This is a genomic window from Lysinibacillus piscis, from assembly GCF_026012395.1.
Classification (GTDB): domain Bacteria; phylum Bacillota; class Bacilli; order Bacillales_A; family Planococcaceae; genus Lysinibacillus; species Lysinibacillus piscis.
Genome location: NZ_BRZA01000001.1, coordinates 34,742 through 49,924, shown reverse-complemented (window position 1 = coordinate 49,924; position 15,183 = coordinate 34,742). Strand labels below are relative to the sequence as shown.

Annotated in this window: 19 protein-coding genes; 16 read left to right on the top strand and 3 right to left on the bottom strand. The window is 38.3% G+C overall.

All coding sequences use genetic code 11. The features are described from left to right. Nucleotides 1–12 precede the first annotated feature (12 nt). The 9 genes from OPF91_RS00265 to OPF91_RS00225 all read left to right on the top strand — a co-directional run bounded on the left by OPF91_RS00265 (nt 13) and on the right by OPF91_RS00225 (nt 7,396). The gene (locus OPF91_RS00265; RefSeq protein WP_264986661.1) at nt 13–372 is read left to right on the top strand and encodes a glycine-rich SFCGS family protein; all 360 of its coding nucleotides are present in this window, start codon (nt 13–15) and stop codon (nt 370–372) included. 7 nt (nt 373–379) lie between these two features. Beyond that, nucleotides 380–727, top strand: coding sequence for a DUF4312 family protein (locus OPF91_RS00260; RefSeq protein ID WP_264986660.1), 348 nt, complete (start codon nt 380–382; stop codon nt 725–727). A gap of 12 nt (nt 728–739) precedes the next feature. Beyond that, nucleotides 740–1,525: a DUF4311 domain-containing protein gene (locus OPF91_RS00255; RefSeq protein ID WP_264986659.1), complete on the top strand. Its 786-nt coding sequence runs from the start codon at nt 740–742 to the stop codon at nt 1,523–1,525. 3 nt (nt 1,526–1,528) lie between these two features. Further along, nucleotides 1,529–2,203 (top strand): DUF4310 family protein, encoded by a 675-nt coding sequence (locus OPF91_RS00250; RefSeq protein WP_264986658.1) that lies wholly within the window; start codon nt 1,529–1,531, stop codon nt 2,201–2,203. A 10-nt stretch (nt 2,204–2,213) separates the two neighbouring features. Further along, a complete protein-coding gene (locus OPF91_RS00245; protein WP_264986657.1) occupies nt 2,214–3,317 on the top strand; it encodes a DgaE family pyridoxal phosphate-dependent ammonia lyase in 1,104 nt (367 codons plus the stop codon). Between the two features lie 5 nt (nt 3,318–3,322). After that, nucleotides 3,323–4,042 carry a KDGP aldolase gene (locus OPF91_RS00240; RefSeq protein WP_264986656.1) on the top strand — a complete coding sequence of 240 codons (720 nt, stop codon included), beginning with the start codon at nt 3,323–3,325 and terminating at the stop codon, nt 4,040–4,042. Nucleotides 4,043–4,230: 188 nt separating this feature from the next. Continuing rightward, nucleotides 4,231–4,455, top strand: coding sequence for a YdbC family protein (locus OPF91_RS00235; RefSeq protein ID WP_264986655.1), 225 nt, complete (start codon nt 4,231–4,233; stop codon nt 4,453–4,455). Nucleotides 4,456–4,684: 229 nt separating this feature from the next. Further along, nucleotides 4,685–6,742, top strand: coding sequence for a methyl-accepting chemotaxis protein (locus tag OPF91_RS00230; protein ID WP_264986654.1), 2,058 nt, complete (start codon nt 4,685–4,687; stop codon nt 6,740–6,742). A 165-nt stretch (nt 6,743–6,907) separates the two neighbouring features. Beyond that, nucleotides 6,908–7,396: a metal-dependent hydrolase gene (locus tag OPF91_RS00225; protein ID WP_264986653.1), complete on the top strand. Its 489-nt coding sequence runs from the start codon at nt 6,908–6,910 to the stop codon at nt 7,394–7,396. A gap of 60 nt (nt 7,397–7,456) precedes the next feature. On the opposite strand, the gene OPF91_RS00220 is transcribed toward OPF91_RS00225, so the two are convergent. Continuing rightward, complete coding sequence (locus OPF91_RS00220; RefSeq protein ID WP_373877027.1) at nt 7,457–8,245, bottom strand: squalene/phytoene synthase family protein; 789 nt, start codon at nt 8,243–8,245, stop codon at nt 7,457–7,459. A gap of 231 nt (nt 8,246–8,476) precedes the next feature. On the opposite strand from OPF91_RS00220, the gene coaW reads away from it, so the two are divergent. From coaW to OPF91_RS00195, 5 genes are all read left to right on the top strand, one after another. Next, the gene (gene coaW / locus OPF91_RS00215) at nt 8,477–9,313 is read left to right on the top strand and encodes a type II pantothenate kinase (RefSeq protein WP_264986651.1); all 837 of its coding nucleotides are present in this window, start codon (nt 8,477–8,479) and stop codon (nt 9,311–9,313) included. A gap of 93 nt (nt 9,314–9,406) precedes the next feature. Further along, nucleotides 9,407–9,622 (top strand): hypothetical protein, encoded by a 216-nt coding sequence (locus OPF91_RS00210; RefSeq protein ID WP_264986650.1) that lies wholly within the window; start codon nt 9,407–9,409, stop codon nt 9,620–9,622. 116 nt (nt 9,623–9,738) lie between these two features. Further along, nucleotides 9,739–10,191, top strand: coding sequence for a VOC family protein (locus tag OPF91_RS00205; RefSeq protein ID WP_264986649.1), 453 nt, complete (start codon nt 9,739–9,741; stop codon nt 10,189–10,191). 129 nt (nt 10,192–10,320) lie between these two features. Next, a complete protein-coding gene (locus OPF91_RS00200; protein WP_264986648.1) occupies nt 10,321–10,719 on the top strand; it encodes a MarR family winged helix-turn-helix transcriptional regulator in 399 nt (132 codons plus the stop codon). Between the two features lie 5 nt (nt 10,720–10,724). Continuing rightward, nucleotides 10,725–11,918: an MFS transporter gene (locus tag OPF91_RS00195; RefSeq protein ID WP_264986647.1), complete on the top strand. Its 1,194-nt coding sequence runs from the start codon at nt 10,725–10,727 to the stop codon at nt 11,916–11,918. A 37-nt stretch (nt 11,919–11,955) separates the two neighbouring features. On the opposite strand, the gene OPF91_RS00190 is transcribed toward OPF91_RS00195, so the two are convergent. Further along, nucleotides 11,956–12,345 carry a ribonuclease HI family protein gene (locus OPF91_RS00190; protein ID WP_264986646.1) on the bottom strand — a complete coding sequence of 130 codons (390 nt, stop codon included), beginning with the start codon at nt 12,343–12,345 and terminating at the stop codon, nt 11,956–11,958. A 150-nt stretch (nt 12,346–12,495) separates the two neighbouring features. On the opposite strand from OPF91_RS00190, the gene OPF91_RS00185 reads away from it, so the two are divergent. Continuing rightward, complete coding sequence (locus OPF91_RS00185; RefSeq protein ID WP_264986645.1) at nt 12,496–13,314, top strand: purine-nucleoside phosphorylase; 819 nt, start codon at nt 12,496–12,498, stop codon at nt 13,312–13,314. A gap of 72 nt (nt 13,315–13,386) precedes the next feature. On the opposite strand, the gene OPF91_RS00180 is transcribed toward OPF91_RS00185, so the two are convergent. Then, nucleotides 13,387–14,364: a dimethylarginine dimethylaminohydrolase family protein gene (locus OPF91_RS00180; RefSeq protein ID WP_264986644.1), complete on the bottom strand. Its 978-nt coding sequence runs from the start codon at nt 14,362–14,364 to the stop codon at nt 13,387–13,389. A gap of 407 nt (nt 14,365–14,771) precedes the next feature. Between OPF91_RS00180 and OPF91_RS00175 the strand changes: the two genes are divergently transcribed. Continuing rightward, nucleotides 14,772–14,963 carry a zinc-finger domain-containing protein gene (locus OPF91_RS00175; protein WP_264986643.1) on the top strand — a complete coding sequence of 64 codons (192 nt, stop codon included), beginning with the start codon at nt 14,772–14,774 and terminating at the stop codon, nt 14,961–14,963. The last annotated feature ends 220 nt before the right edge of the window (nt 14,964–15,183 follow it).

Genomic DNA, 15,183 nt, shown 5'->3' with positions numbered 1-15,183 from the left:
GAGGAATAGAATATGAGTCAAATCGTTGTTGTTATTGGAGATCGTTTAGGAAAAGGGCAAAATGTAGCGAAAGGTGTAGAGGCAGCTGGAGGAACAGCAATCGTTATTCCAGGCATGGGTGCAGATATGAAATTAGGAGATGTTATGCACGCTGAACATGCGGATATTGGGATTTCCTTCTGTGGTAGTGGTGGGGCAGGAGCAATTACAGCACAAACAAAGTATGGTTATCCATGTCATTATGGGATGCGTTCAATTGATGAAGGGATCACAGCTCTGCGTGAAGGGAAGCGTGTGTTAGGGTTTGGGTTTATGGATGTGGAGGAGTTAGGGAAGCGCATTACCGAAGAATATATCAAAATTAAAGGGTGATATGAGCATGAAAAAAACGTTTCAAGCCACAGTGCAGATTGAGGGGATTGGGCAGTCAAAGGAATTAGCGATTAATACTGCGTTAGGGAGTATCCAAAAAAAGATCATGTCAAACTACAAGGGCTTAATTCTTAGAATTGAGCCAATCGATGTGACAGTTATAGAGGCAAGAGAGACAACTTATACAGAACGCTTCTTCCTATTATTTTTTCCGAGAAAACGCAATCAATATAAAGTTGTGCTAGAGGTAGAGGTCAATGTTTTCCTGTTGGATGTGGAGGAAATAGTGTTTGAAAAAACAGATATGCCTGATAATATGCGCAATATGTTGCTAGGCAATCAGATCAACAAATAAGGAGGTAGGTATATGGAATTTATTGAAATTGTCATCAAATCGATTATTATTGGCGCACTTGTTGGCTTTGGTGTGGGGGCAGGGGCTGCGAGAATGTTTCATGCTCCAAAAGTACAAGGAATGGGTGCTTTTCGTACATTGGGTGAACTAAATGCCTGTGCAGGGGATGCAGCCTCTCACTTTTCATTCGGTCTTGGCTTCTTCTTCAATGCTTGGGCATCTGCTGTAGGAGCAGGTGCATTTACACAAGATGTCGATCATCGTATTATCCCAAACTGGGCAGCAGCTGTCTTAATGAGAAAGGGCAAACGTCCTGAAGATACGTTGCATAACCCAAAGAAAATGGCTATTGCAGGTGCGATTATTGGGGTATTGGTTGTTACGTTTTTGAATTCAACAGCATCCGCTATTCCAGAATCATTGCAAGCTATTGCGATTAAAGTGCTTGTACCAGCGGCAAACTTATTAATTAACCCGATTATGCCAGTGATTTTTTGGTTAGCTGCTTTAGATGCAGGCAAACGTGCAGGTTTATGGGGCACAATTTTTGGTGGCGCAGCTCATTTAATAATGGGGAATGCTGTGCCTGGGATTGTATTAGGAATTTTAATTGGTAAAGGTGTAGATGATAGTGGTTGGTCTAAGGTGACGAAAACCCTATTAATTACAGTTATTTTATTATTTGTATTAAGTGCATTCTTCCGAGGCTTTGATATTAATATGATGAGAGGTTTTAACTTGGAGGCACCAAGTTGGTTAATTGATTTACACAAAATGATTGGATTTGAGGTGAAGTAGCATATGACGAATCAACAAGAGACAATGAATGAAGAGTTGTATAATAAAAACTTCTGGTATGCAGATTGGTCGTTTCCTATCTTTGTAGCACTTCTATCAGCAGGTATATTTGCTGGAACACATATGTACTTTCAATATCATATTGGTGCTTTTAATGATGTGGCCATTGTCGCTATGCTAGAGGCAGGCATTCAAGGGGCAGGTTATGGGGCAGCAGCGGCGTTTGGCGCAAGTTTCTTATTTGCTCGTATTTTAGAAGGCTCACTTGTCGGTATTTTAGATATTGGTGGCTCTCTTCAAACAGGAATTGGTATTGGCGTGCCTGCATTATTATTAGGCGCAGGGATTACAGCACCGGTTGAATCCTTTGCATTATCATTAATAACTGGCGGTCTTCTTGGTATTATTATTGGCTATGTTATTATCGGCATTCGTAAATTTACAGTGGGACAATCGAATTCAACCTTTGGCGCAGATATTATGATGGGTGCTGGTAATGCTTCAGGCCGTTTTTTAGGGCCCCTTATCGTAATTTCAGCGGCAAGTGCTTCCATTCCAATTGGTGTTGGATCAATTATCGGTGCAGCAATTTTCTACGCATGGAAGAAGCCTGTCGCAGGTGGTGCTATTCTTGGGGCGATGCTATTGGGTGCATTCTTCCCAATTTCACTTGATTGAGGTGGGGACTATGGGAATTTTTAAAGAGCTAGGTTTACGTGAAATTATTAATGCAAGTGGTAAAATGACGGCGCTTGGTGCATCAGCTGTAACAGATGACATTGCACAAGCCTTAAAGGATGCTGCACAAGACTATGTGGATATTGATGAGTTGATGGAATTCACAGGTAAGGTAATTGCTGAAAGCACAGGGGCTGAGAGTGGTTGCCCAACATGTGGCGCGGCTGCAGGTATTGCCATTTCTACTGCTGCTGTAATTGCAGGTGAAAATTTGTCACTTATTGAACGTATTCCAAATACAGCAGGACTCCGTAACGAAATCATTGTCCAAAAAGGTCAGCTTGTACACTTTGGTGCAAGCATCGGACAAATGATCCAAATTGGCGGTGGAAAAGTTGTTGAAGTTGGGCAAGCCAATAAAGTTGAAAAAGATCATATTGAGCAGGCGATTACAGATAAAACAGCAGCACTCATGTATATTAAGTCTCACCACGCTGTGCAAAAAGGGATGCAGACGATTGAAGTGATGATGGAAGTAGCACAACGCCATGGGCTACCATTTATTATTGATGCAGCGGCTGAAGAGGATTTTCAACAATATATCACTATGGGGGCAGATATCGTTATTTATAGTGGTGGTAAGGCGCTCGAAGGACCGACATCAGGTTTGATTTGTGGTAAAAAAGAACTGATGGAAGCATGTCGCAAGCAATACAAAGGTGTTGGTCGGGCAATGAAGGTTGGGAAAGAGGCAATGGTAGGTTTAGTTACGGCATTAAGACAGTATCCATTGAAAACACATAATGCTGAGCAACAAATTGCACGTATGACCAATTTATGTAATAAGCTAGAAAGCATTGAAGGACTCACTTGTTCTGTTAAACAAGATGAAGCTGGTAGGGCAATTTACCGTGCCCAAATTCATGTAGATGAACAAAAGACAGGTTTTTCAGCAGAAAAGGTATTACACTTGCTTGAAGCAGGAAATCCAGCTATTTATTTACGTCATCATTATGTCAATGTAGGCATTTTATCTGTTGACCCTCGTCCATTATTAGAGGGGCAGGAGGATATTATTGCTAGAGAGATGATTCGAATTTTATCGGGAGGTTGAACAAATTGAATTTACAGCATAAAGTCATTTTTAACGTACTAGCAAAAGATGCAGAGAATGCAAAAGAGCTAACAGCCGTAGCGGGGGAACGTGTATTAGTGGGCGTTATGGTCAAAGATTTTCCTACTGAAGAAGCGGCAATCCAGCAAGTGCAATCGTTTCAAGAGCAAGGGGTTTTGGTCTCTGTTGGGCTAGGTGCAGCAGACCCAGCGATGTGGAAAAAAGTTGCCAATGTAGCTGCTATTACAAAGCCTGATCATGTTAATCAAATTTTCCCAGCAGCGGGCTATACACTTGGTCGTATGGAGCAAATGACTAAGCAACCTGTTGTAAATGCTGTTATTGAACCGACTGGTACACCAGGTAAGGTGTATATTTCAACAGGTCCTATTAGTTCAGCAAATCGCGAAGCAGTGTCATGTGAGATGGCAGCAAATATGCTGGCGGAAATCGGTGTACATTCAGTAAAGTTCTATCCAATTGAGGGAGAAAAAAGACTAGATGAGGTTGCAGTGATGGTACAGGCGGCTGTGAAGGCTGGTTTGAAAATTTTCGAACCAACAGGAGGTATTAGTGTAGCGAATGTTTATACTATTGTGAAAATATGCTTAGATAATGGTGCAGAAACCGTGATTCCACATCTTTATACATCATTGATTGATAAGGAAACAGGTAAAACGGAAGTGACAAAAATCCAGCAATTGCTTGAAATGAATTGGGATTAAAAGAGGATAAGACTGGGACATAGTTTGAAAAAGTGGGAAAGATGAAATGGCGTGTGCTTGATTTCATCTTTCTCTTCTTTTAGTTCAGCAAAAGTGTGATGGATAGAAGATGGGGGGATGATTAGCAATTGCTAATCACTTGCTTCCAAGCTATAGTGTTACATACAGATACATAAGGAGGAATGATTATGGCAGACATTAAATATGAGATTGTTGAAACGCTGGCCATCCTATCAGAGGGGAGTAAAGGCTGGAAGAAAGAGCTGAATTTAATTAGTTGGAATGGACGAGAGCCAAAATATGATATTCGTGAATGGTCAGAGGATCATACGAAGATGGGAAAAGGTGTAACATTAACACCATCAGAGTTACAGTTATTGAAAGAGACGTTAGTAAAAATAGTTGTTGAATAAAGTGAACCTTCAATCGGGTTTTACAAGCTATGGATTGCCCATTTTCCATTCCTTATTGGGGGTCTTACAGCCTGTTAATATCGGATAAATGACAAGGCATAAATTTCCTTATAATAAGGAGATTATGCCTTGTTGTCTACTATGTAAATTTTCTTAACAATGTGTATGAAAATTAACTGAAGATACATATTATTGGAAGTCGTTACACGTTATACTGAAGGGAGGCACGATGAATGATAATGAGGTGAGTATGACGATGAAAAAGTTATTAGGCAATGTAAAATTGATTGTCAAAATAGGTATTTTGATTCCTATTGTTGCAATTGCTTTAGGTGGTATGTCCTTTTTTAACTATTGGAAGACCTCGCAAGAATTACAGGGGGCTATTGAGCATGAGCTTTCTACTTTAGTAGATGATGTAGCTAATTCAGTGGACCATAAAGTATCATTACATAAACAGCTTATTTATAGTACGAAATCAGTAGTTGAATCAGCTAATAGCCTAATGTCAAGAGAGCAATTTACGCAATTTGTGGAGCCGCTCCTAGCTTTAAACAAAGAAACATATGGCATGGGTTTATGGCTTGAAAAAGATGTAGCGGATGGCGAAATTTTTGGCCCTTATGTCTATAAAGATGGTGACAAAGTGGTTTATACCAACACATATGAAGAGCCAAACTATGCTTTTCATCAGCAAGAATGGTATACCAAAAGTGTAGAAGCTAGCGATGTCGTACATACAGCACCTTATTTTGATGAGGCACTAGGTGAGTTGTTCATTTCATTTGGTATTCAAGTGAAAAAGCAGGGCGAGGTGCTTGGGGTGATTACAGGTGATTATGTGTTAGGCTCCATTCAATCCATTGTATCAAATATTAAAATTCGAGAAAGTGGCTATGCCGTGTTGATTGATGACAATGGGCGATTTTTAACACATCCGAATGTAGAAAAGGTAAATAACGATACGATTCAAGAGTTGTTACAAGTCCCTCTCGAAAAATTTACTGCGGACCAAAAGTTAATGAGTGTGCAAATGGATGGCACTGATTATATAGTACAATATAAAGAAATGCAGGGGATGCCATGGAAAGTGGTGTTATTCGTTCCAAAGGGTGAACTGTATCATGAGGTACAAGCTATGCTATACCAGCAAATTATAGGTAGTATTTTATTAATCGTTGTGATTGCATTGATTGTTTTTATGCTTGCACACTATATCCGCAAAGAAGTATATACAATGAATAACTATTTTGGTCAATTGGCGACAGGAGATTTAACACAAAGGATTACTGTGCATACGAAAGATGAATTCGGTGAGATGGCACAATTCTATAACGACTCTGTTCAAACACTTCATCAAACAACAAAGCAGATATTGAGTGAAACGGAAACGGTTGCTTCAACGGCTGAGCAGTTAACTGCCAGTGTATACGAGGTGAATCAGTCGGTTACAGAAGTAGCAATTTCGATGCAAACAGTGGCAGAGAATACGATGAAGCAGCAACAAGTAACAGAGCAATTAACGACAGTAGCAGACTTGTTGTCTAAAGATATGACGGAAGTGGTGCAAGTGCTAGAAATAGCAACAAAGCAATCTTTTACTACATCTACATTGGCAACAGAAGGAGCACAAAGTATCCATATCTTTGCAAGTGACATCGTACAGTTGCATAAACAAACGGAAGAAAGTGTACAGCTTGTTCATGTGTTAAAAGAACAATCTTCTCAAATTGAGCAAATGAGCCAATTTATTTCATCGATTACTAATCAAACGAATTTATTAGCATTGAACGCAGCGATTGAGGCCGCTCGTGCTGGTGAAGCAGGAAAAGGTTTTGCGGTCGTTGCTGGGGAAGTGAAAATGTTGGCAGAGCAAACGAGCCAAACGTCCCAAAGCATTGCGGAAATGGTAGGCGCTATCCAATATCAAATGAATGAAACAGTCCATATGATGGAACGTAGCCGACAAATTGCATATAATGGTATCACGACCGTTCAACAAACGGAAACGACATTTGCTACGATTGCAAAGGCAATTGAGCAATTAAAGCAATTGATCGATCAAATGTCTACAAATACAGCGAATGCCTATACGAAATTAACTGATGTGACGCTGAAAGTACAGGATATTAGTCAACAGGCACTCATCACGAGTGATCACACATTAAACGTGTCAGCGATTACAGAACAACAAGCATCTACTATGAATGAAATGGCATCAGCCTCAGAACAATTGGCACAGCTTGCACTTAAATTACAAGAAGAAACAAGTAAATTTCATGTGTAAAAGGAATTCGTCATCCATGATGCCTCTGTGTCATGGATGACGAATTTTTTCAATTTAGCAAGGAAAAGTAGTGTGAATAAAAAAGACCATGCGTTCGGAATGTTTGTTCCCTTTTTGCTGAAAACATGCTATAGTAGTAGAAAAGTAGTATGAGGGGGATTTTGTATGCAAGGGAACACACATATTATTGGAGGAATTGCAGCAAGTTTAGCCTTTGCACAAGTTTCTCAAGATAACCCATTGTTATTAGTTGGAGCAGGTATGGTTGGTGCATTACTGCCTGATATTTGTCATGGTGGTAGTAAAATAGGTAAAGCTTTCCCGCTCACGTCGAAATTAGTCAATACGTTATTCGGCCATCGTTCGTTTACACATAGTATTCTTTTTGTACTATTAGTGGCGATGTTATTACAGGCTATTAATCCGTATAAAGCGATTTCTGAAGGGATTTTAATTGGTATTGCCAGTCATATTTTGCTGGATATGGGGACAAAAAAGGGCGTTAAACTCTTTTTTCCATGGTCGATGTCTGTACGATTACCGTTAACGACGAAAACAGGAAGTAAGGTGGAAAAAATATTAGCGGTATTATTCATCTTACTTTCCCTTTATTTGAGCTATGAGTTATTACTGAAAATCATGGGAACATTTTAATTGATCTTGATTATTGTAAAGAAAAAAGACAGTGGAGCAGGATGTCCACTGTCTTTCTGTTTAATCTACTTGAATTTCTTCTACGGTTTGCTCTACTTCAGCACGTGTCATTTTTTCACGACCATCTTGCATCGCTTTTAATGTTTTATGTGCTAAAGCAAGTGGTAAACGACAGAATAACAAGACAGTCCGCTTATTAATAGCCTTCATATACAAATCAGCCTTAGCTAAATTTTCCTTTGCATAGGCAAATAAATCATCGCGTGTCCAACCATCAGGCACAAAGCTGACACCACGCTCATCCAAATCCTCATGTTGATTGCGTAAAATGTTTACAGCTTGTAAACCACGTCCATAGCCAATTGCTAATTCACGGTCTGTTTGAATATCTGCCCCCCATAGCCAAAGCTCTGATAGCATAGTACCTACAAGACCAGCTACATAATACGTGTAATCATCTAAGTCTTCACGTGTATGTATTTGCCAATCCGCCTTTGCCCATTTTGCCATACCAAAAGCCATCTCACTTGTGGATGCTTGTACAATCGCTCGGGCACCCTCTGGACAAAAAGTAAGCCAATCTGCTAAACGTAGTGTGACTTCAGGAAGCTGTGTTGCATATGGTGCAAGAAGTGCTTCATATGCATTTGCATCAAATGGGCCTTTTAATAATTCACTTGTCGCTGTTAATAAATCGAATTTAGTCGTTGTAGTAAGTGCTTCATGGTCCTCTATTTCATCAATGGCACGCATGGCTAAATAAGCAGCTGCTACAGATTGTTTTAAATCTTTTTGTAAAAAAGTAATAGGTATATAAAAAGTACGGCTCGTTTCTTTTAAAACGTGCATCGCTTCTTTATAAAGTGTTTTTGAATCTTTCACATGTATACCTCCGTTCCATCATGTCTCTATTATAGCGTATTTTTGCCATACCGACATAAAAGTTACCCTGTCTGTATAAAAAATTTGCGGTAAAATGGATTGAAGTTATTGCACAATCATTTCAACAGGGTTAAAGTTTAGGGAGGGTAAATGTGAAAATGATTCCTCATGTGAGGGATGTCGTTAAAGGAGAAAAGTATGCCAAAGGCTATAGGAATTGATGCAGGTGGCACATTGACGAAAGTAGCTTATTTTAATGAGCAAAATGAGCTTGTATTAGAAACTTTCCAATCAAGTGATTTACTATCTGTGAAAAATTGGATTACCAATCAACCAAACATTCAAGATATTGGTGTGACAGGAGGACGTACAGAGCAATTACTTGAAGTCATTCAAGCGATGAAGTCTGTTCATTATATTGTGGAGTTTGAAGCGACATTGAAAGGTGTGCATTTTTTATTGGATAAAGAAGGATATGCTTTTGGACGAAGCATTGTCACAAATATTGGGACAGGTACATCTATTCATTACATGGAAGGAAATACACATAGTCGTGTAGGTGGAACAGGTATTGGTGGAGGGACACTTATCGGGTTGTCAGCGCTTACAACAGGTGTGACCGATTATCATGATATACGAGAAATGGCGCGAAATGGCAACAGAAGCATGATTGACTTATTGGTGAAGGATATTTATCAAGGGATGAATACACCAATTGATGGTCAATTGACAGCCAGTAATTTTGGTAAGGTGGGTATTACTAAGTCAGTAGAGCATCCTGCTGAAGATATTATTGCAACGGTGCAAGGGCTTGTGGGAGAAGTTATTACAACACTTAGCATTCAATATGCAGAGGAAAAAAATGTAGAGCATATCGTCTATATTGGTTCAACGTTAAGCAATAATGAGCATTTGGCTACTGTCATTGCAAATTATACACGTAGAAAAAACCATACGCCTGTACTTGTCAATGATCACGGTTTTTCAGGCGCAATTGGTGCATTATTGAATATTGTGGAGCACACAACTGTATAAGAGCATAATTTACGCTACACATCATCTGTTAGAACGATGATGTGTATTTTTTTGAATGGAATGCACATAGTACCTTGTAGGAGGTGCTTAAGCATGAGTGAAAAAAATAATGCAAAAACAATGAATAAACGAACACATAACCCTTTTGATGTGTACCAAAGCAAAGATTTGGATAAAAGCAATAGCAACAATAATAACCCAAATGACAATTTGAATGAGGAATTTGGGGCAGAGTTTGATGCAAAAGCTAAAAATAAAAATAATAAAACGAATCATGATAAAAACCAGCAATCAAATAAACGAAAATAGCCTATGACAAAAATCATCTCTTGCATCATTTTGAGATGATTTTTTTGTATTATTAGACCTTTGCATGAGGTAGAAGTTGTACAGGATTGCTACGATAGTGAAAAAGGGGTGTTAGGATGATTAAAGGCTTATATGAAGCACATTTGCCTGTGAACAATTTAGAGATTTCTTTAGCATTTTATAAAAAATTAGGTTTGAAATTGGCTTGGCGTGATGAAGTCACTGCTTTCTTTTGGATTGAAGAAGGTAAAAGTTGGTTGGGATTATGGGAAGGTGATGAATATCAAACACCCTATCATCCTGCTTTACGACATATTGCTTTTCACGTTTCCTATGAAGATTTAAAAAAATCTTTAACATGGTTAAAGGCTATTCAAATGGAGGCAGTGCCATTTGGTGGTAGAAAATCAGTTGAACCATTCATTAGACCACATCAAGGTAATGCCTCCGTTTATTTCAATGATCCAGATGGTAATAGCTTGGAATTGATGTGTTTTGTTGAAGTACCACACCATTTAAAGCATATAACAGAAAAATTGTCCTTTGAAGAGTGGGAGAACTTAATATAAAGGTTACTGGTTAGTCGCTCTAAAATCTATTTTGGGAGCGGCTTTTGCTATCTCAAAAACTTACTTTACAAGACAATGGATGAAGCGTATAGTATTTATTTAGCTAGGTAAATAAAAAGGAGGTTTGCGATGAAACCGCTATTTCACGCTTTATTTCAACGAAGTCGCTATGTGACGAAATGTTTAAATGATGTCTTAAAGCAGCATCAGTTATTCAGTGCCCAATGGACGATTGTTTATTGCTTATATCAACGTGGACCTATGACATTAACACAAATATGGAAGTACTTAAACATTGAAGCTCCAAGTGTTACAAGAACCGTCACACGTTTAGAAGCATTAGGCTGGATTGAACGTGTGGATGGGGAAGATAAACGAGAAAAAATTATCACATTATCTGCCTATGCAGAGGAACAGTTGCCTGCGATTATTAAGACGATTGTTGCATTTGAGGAAGACATGATTGGAACATTAACACTTGAGGAGCAGCAGCAATTAGTTACACTGTTGAATAAAATGAAAGGATGAGTATCATGCAGCAAGAATTAACAACAAAAATCTGGACAAAACGCTTTGTCAGTCTCTTTTTGACAAATTTGTCCGTATTCTTCGTTTTTTATGGCTTAGTCACAACATTGCCATTATATGCAGTAGGTGAATTACAACAAACAGATAAAGAAGCAGGCTTACTATTATCTATTTTTTTATTATCTGCTATTATTATTCGTCCGTTTCTTGGGAAGACATTAGATGTTTTTGGTAAGAAAAAATTATTGATTATAGCAATTGTAGGCTATTTTGTTTGTACGGTATTATACATCGTGCTACATGCTTTTCCAGTATTGCTTGGCTTACGCTTTATACAAGGAATTTTCTTCAGTGTCATTACGACAGCAGCTGCTGCATTGGCGGCTGATATTGTGCCAGCCAATCGTAAAGGAGCAGGTCTTGGCTATTTTACAATGTCAATGAATTTAGCGGTTGTATTAGGACCATTTGTTGGTTTATTGGTCATTCAATATAGCAGCTTTCAAACACTCTTTATTGTGCTAAGTATTTGTGCATTAGTAGGGGGAATTTTAGCAACGACTATTCAAACGAACGATTTACCAAAAGCAGTGCGTCCAACGAAATTCAGCTTTAAGTGGGCAGACTTATTGGAACGACAAGCACTTCCAACGGCGGCGATTGCTAGTTTAGTCGCATTTGCTTATGCTAGTGTATTGTCCTTTTTATCTGTCTATGCACAGGAAAAAGGCTTAATGGCCATCGCTAGCTTCTTTTATCTCGTATTTGCAGCAGCCATGCTTATAACACGTCCATATGTGGGGAAAATATATGATACAAAAGGTGCACCATTTGTTATTTTGCCAGGAATTGTGTTGTTTGCTATTGGCTTAATACAATTAGCATTTGTGTCAGGTCCGGTGTTATTTTTCTGTGCAGCTTTCTTTATTGGCATTGGCTATGGTGCTGTTTCTACCAGTTTGCAAACAACGGCCGTGCAATCTACCGCACTGAATCGCAGTAGCTATGCAACAGCCACGTATTTTACGCTATTTGATATTGGAGTTGCAGTAGGCTCCTATGTTTTAGGAATTATTGCTGTACAAGCGGGCTATGAATCCGTTTATTTAACAGGTACAGCTGCATTAGTCGTCGTTTTTGTGCTTTATATGTTACGAATTGTCAAATTGAAGGCAAAAAAAATAGCTACTGCACATTAATCTAGAAAAGGGAGCCACATTATGTTGTGAGCTCCCATTATTTCGCTTGTTGTAGTGCTTGGCGTGCAAGCGCATCTGCCGCTTTATTTTGATTATCAGGAATCCATTTAATAAAAAATAACTCGAAGCTGTGTGCCAAAGCTAATGCCTGCTCAAGATAGGGCTTAAATTCCTCATTTTTCACATATTCTTTTTCTATAGAGGAAACAACAATTTTAGAATCTGAGCGTACGGAAATTAGAGAGGAACCTAACTTTTGGGCTTCCTCTAAGCCACGTACTAATGCTGTAAATTCAGCAAGATGATTATTTGTTTGCCCAATAAATTCACTAATTTGTAGCTGATGTCCTTCTCCTTTAATAAAAATGCCGATTCCACTTGGACCAGGATTGCCAGCGGTTGCAGCATCTATATACACTTCTAACATCAAAATCCCTACTTTAATCATAATTTATGTTTATCATAGCATAGCAGAAGAGGAAAGTCATGGATGCTAATAGGTATGAATGAAAGATAAAATTGTAGTATTTTACAACGTAGGAGTATAGAATGAAACCTATAGATAGGAGGCATACTTATGCATAAAACAGAGGAAATACTAGTAGCAAAGCAGTTTATTGCGGATAGAATAGAAAATCTGCCAACAATCGGATTGATTTTAGGATCAGGTTTAGGTCCACTTGCGGATGAAATTGAAAACGCAGTGACGATTCCTTATAGTGAAATTCCCTTTTTTGCTAAGTCTAGTGCTGTAGGGCATGCCAATGAATTAGTGATTGGACAATTAGAGGGAAGAACAGTTGCTGCAATGAAGGGACGATTCCATTATTATGAGGGCTTTACGCTGGATGATATAACATTTCCTGTGCGTGTAATGAAAGCGTTAGGTGTTGAAAATTTAGTACTGACAAATGCTTGTGGTGCGATTAACACGGACTTTCAACCAGGTGATTTAATGTTGATTACAGATCATATTAATTTAGTTGGGACAAATCCACTGATTGGACCAAATAATGATGAGCTTGGCACACGCTTCCCAGATGTATCACAGGTATATAATCGCGAGTTGCGCAATATTGCGTTGGATGTAGCGGCGACACAAGATATAACATTACAGCAGGGTGTATATGCTTGGTGGAGTGGGCCTACTTATGAAACACCTGCGGAAATTCGCATGATTCGTACACTTGGAGCAGATGCAGTTGGGATGTCTACGGTTCCAGAGGCATTAGTAGCTGTTCATGGTCATATGAGGGTGCTTGGTATTTCATGTTTAACAAATATGGCCTGTGGTATTTTAGATCAACCATTAAGCCATGATGAAGTCATTGAAGTAGCAGCACTTGTGAGAGAAAAATTTATTCGTCTTGTTAAAGCAACGGTTGCGGCAATATAACATAAAGCATGTCAAAACGGTAGTAAGCTAAAATAGTTAAGCTTACTACCGTTTTGTATACGATAAAAGGTATTAATCTTCTCTACGTAAAAGTGGTTGGGTGCTACATCTGAAGGAGCCACCAAAACTTCTAGATATTTTAAAATCGATATATTCGACTGTTATCCCTCTTTTTTCTAACTCAGTACCGATAAAATCAAATTCATAATCGGTAATATAAACGTTGTCATTGATTGGCAAACCGTTTGTGGCAAGGCGAGCAGCTTGCTCAAGTGTTACATTGATTTTCTCCCAATTCTTAAATTGCTCAGGTAGACCGTTTAAAAAGGCATCTTCACAAACGATGATGAGTCCATCTCGCACAATGCTGAGTGCACAATCGAGATGTAATATTGTATGGTGAAGCGGTACTTCGATTACTTGATAGTCAAAGTTGCGTACTAAATTTGTTAGCCATTGAACACCATTGCTATTAGAGGCAAGACCAGAGTTCCCTACATAGATTGTTTTATCTAATACTAATACGTCGCCGCCTTCTAAAAATGGACCTTCTTCTGCATCAGGTCCGTTTGAAATATCAGGCTTTGGAATAGAGACATAGAAGCACTGCTGTTGATTGGCTTCGGTTGCTAATAGATTACGTACGGGTAAGATTTCATTTCTTCTATGCGGGAATCTAAGTGAACCTTCTATTAATAAGTGTCCAATTGTAAAAAAGGGGTCTCTGACAAAGAAATTACTATAACCATCTTCTTTACCTAGCTCTTTTTCATAATCCGTCAACATACGTGGCATCATAACTTCAACATGATATTTTTCTAAAAGCTTTTTTAAGTTTGCTCTTTCCATTTCCCAAGCTTGCTGTCTTTCAGGAAACACATCCCTGAAATTTTTCCCATCTACATCAACACTTTTATATAGTTCAAGGCTTTCCTCAGTTAAAAAACTATCATCTGAACCATCATTATGTTGAGAAAAGGCAAATTCAGATTGAGCCATCACGACCCTTTTTAATGGGGCAAACTCACTTTTTACAAAAATAGAACTCATTATCTACTTCCTCCTTCTATTGCTGTTGGTAGCTATACTAAGGTATATAGTTACAATATAGTCAAGGATATTTCGTAAAATAATGTAACCAAATAGGCATCTGTTCTTTTATAAAGAAGAAAGGAGCGGTATTATTTAAACTACTGATAAAGGATACTGCCAATTAATTGGGTAAGCTGATGATGATAATTTATTTTTATAAATGGTGCTCACTTCACTATTTAAAGGAAAATAATATTTAGTGGATGAATATAAGTGTGGTGTCACAATTAAATTTAACGATAGTATAAAAATATATATTGGAAGTTAAAAATTGGCTATTCATTTTATGTGTAATGAATGGACAAAATAGGAGGTTCGCTTCATAATAAAAAGACACATAATTGAAGAGCAAAGGAGCGTGTAGTGTGGATAAAATAACTGTCATGAAGGATATTGATGAATTACACGACACGTATTGTGCAGACTGCTTAGTCATTCAACAATTGCGAAAAGAACGTGGTAAACCTGGTGCACACCGTTTTTGCATTGAAGCCTGCACAGTAGGGGACAAATTACAATTTTTAGGCCAGGAGCTACTTAAAATATATAGTAAATAACCATCATATTTAGGGGATAGCCTGCATAAATAATAATAGGTTCGGACATACTATAGATGGTTGGTTACCATAGAAAAAGTTACTTTGTTATCTGCTAAGCGGATAACGATAGTAGCTTTTTTCTATTTTACATAACAAAATGATTAATGGGGTTTTAGGTGAGAATACTGCCTAAATTATTTACTTTACTGCTGTTGGCGGAGCGGAAATCAACCCCGCT

Excerpts from the sequence above, each read along its gene's own strand:
- OPF91_RS00200 (WP_264986648.1), top strand. The coding sequence starts at position 10,321 with ATGAAACCGCTATTTCACGCTTTATTTCAACGAAGTCGCTATGTGACG.
- OPF91_RS00230 (WP_264986654.1), top strand. The coding sequence starts at position 4,685 with ATGAATGATAATGAGGTGAGTATGACGATGAAAAAGTTATTAGGCAAT.
- OPF91_RS00205 (WP_264986649.1), top strand. The coding sequence starts at position 9,739 with ATGATTAAAGGCTTATATGAAGCACATTTGCCTGTGAACAATTTAGAG.
- OPF91_RS00220 (WP_373877027.1), bottom strand. The coding sequence starts at position 8,245 with ATGCACGTTTTAAAAGAAACGAGCCGTACTTTTTATATACCTATTACT.
- OPF91_RS00255 (WP_264986659.1), top strand. The coding sequence starts at position 740 with ATGGAATTTATTGAAATTGTCATCAAATCGATTATTATTGGCGCACTT.
- OPF91_RS00210 (WP_264986650.1), top strand. The coding sequence starts at position 9,407 with ATGAGTGAAAAAAATAATGCAAAAACAATGAATAAACGAACACATAAC.
- OPF91_RS00265 (WP_264986661.1), top strand. The coding sequence starts at position 13 with ATGAGTCAAATCGTTGTTGTTATTGGAGATCGTTTAGGAAAAGGGCAA.
- OPF91_RS00225 (WP_264986653.1), top strand. The coding sequence starts at position 6,908 with ATGCAAGGGAACACACATATTATTGGAGGAATTGCAGCAAGTTTAGCC.
- OPF91_RS00235 (WP_264986655.1), top strand. The coding sequence starts at position 4,231 with ATGGCAGACATTAAATATGAGATTGTTGAAACGCTGGCCATCCTATCA.
- OPF91_RS00250 (WP_264986658.1), top strand. The coding sequence starts at position 1,529 with ATGACGAATCAACAAGAGACAATGAATGAAGAGTTGTATAATAAAAAC.
- OPF91_RS00185 (WP_264986645.1), top strand. The coding sequence starts at position 12,496 with ATGCATAAAACAGAGGAAATACTAGTAGCAAAGCAGTTTATTGCGGAT.
- OPF91_RS00180 (WP_264986644.1), bottom strand. The coding sequence starts at position 14,364 with ATGAGTTCTATTTTTGTAAAAAGTGAGTTTGCCCCATTAAAAAGGGTC.
- OPF91_RS00260 (WP_264986660.1), top strand. The coding sequence starts at position 380 with ATGAAAAAAACGTTTCAAGCCACAGTGCAGATTGAGGGGATTGGGCAG.
- OPF91_RS00195 (WP_264986647.1), top strand. The coding sequence starts at position 10,725 with ATGCAGCAAGAATTAACAACAAAAATCTGGACAAAACGCTTTGTCAGT.
- OPF91_RS00190 (WP_264986646.1), bottom strand. The coding sequence starts at position 12,345 with ATGTTAGAAGTGTATATAGATGCTGCAACCGCTGGCAATCCTGGTCCA.
- OPF91_RS00245 (WP_264986657.1), top strand. The coding sequence starts at position 2,214 with ATGGGAATTTTTAAAGAGCTAGGTTTACGTGAAATTATTAATGCAAGT.
- coaW (WP_264986651.1), top strand. The coding sequence starts at position 8,477 with ATGCCAAAGGCTATAGGAATTGATGCAGGTGGCACATTGACGAAAGTA.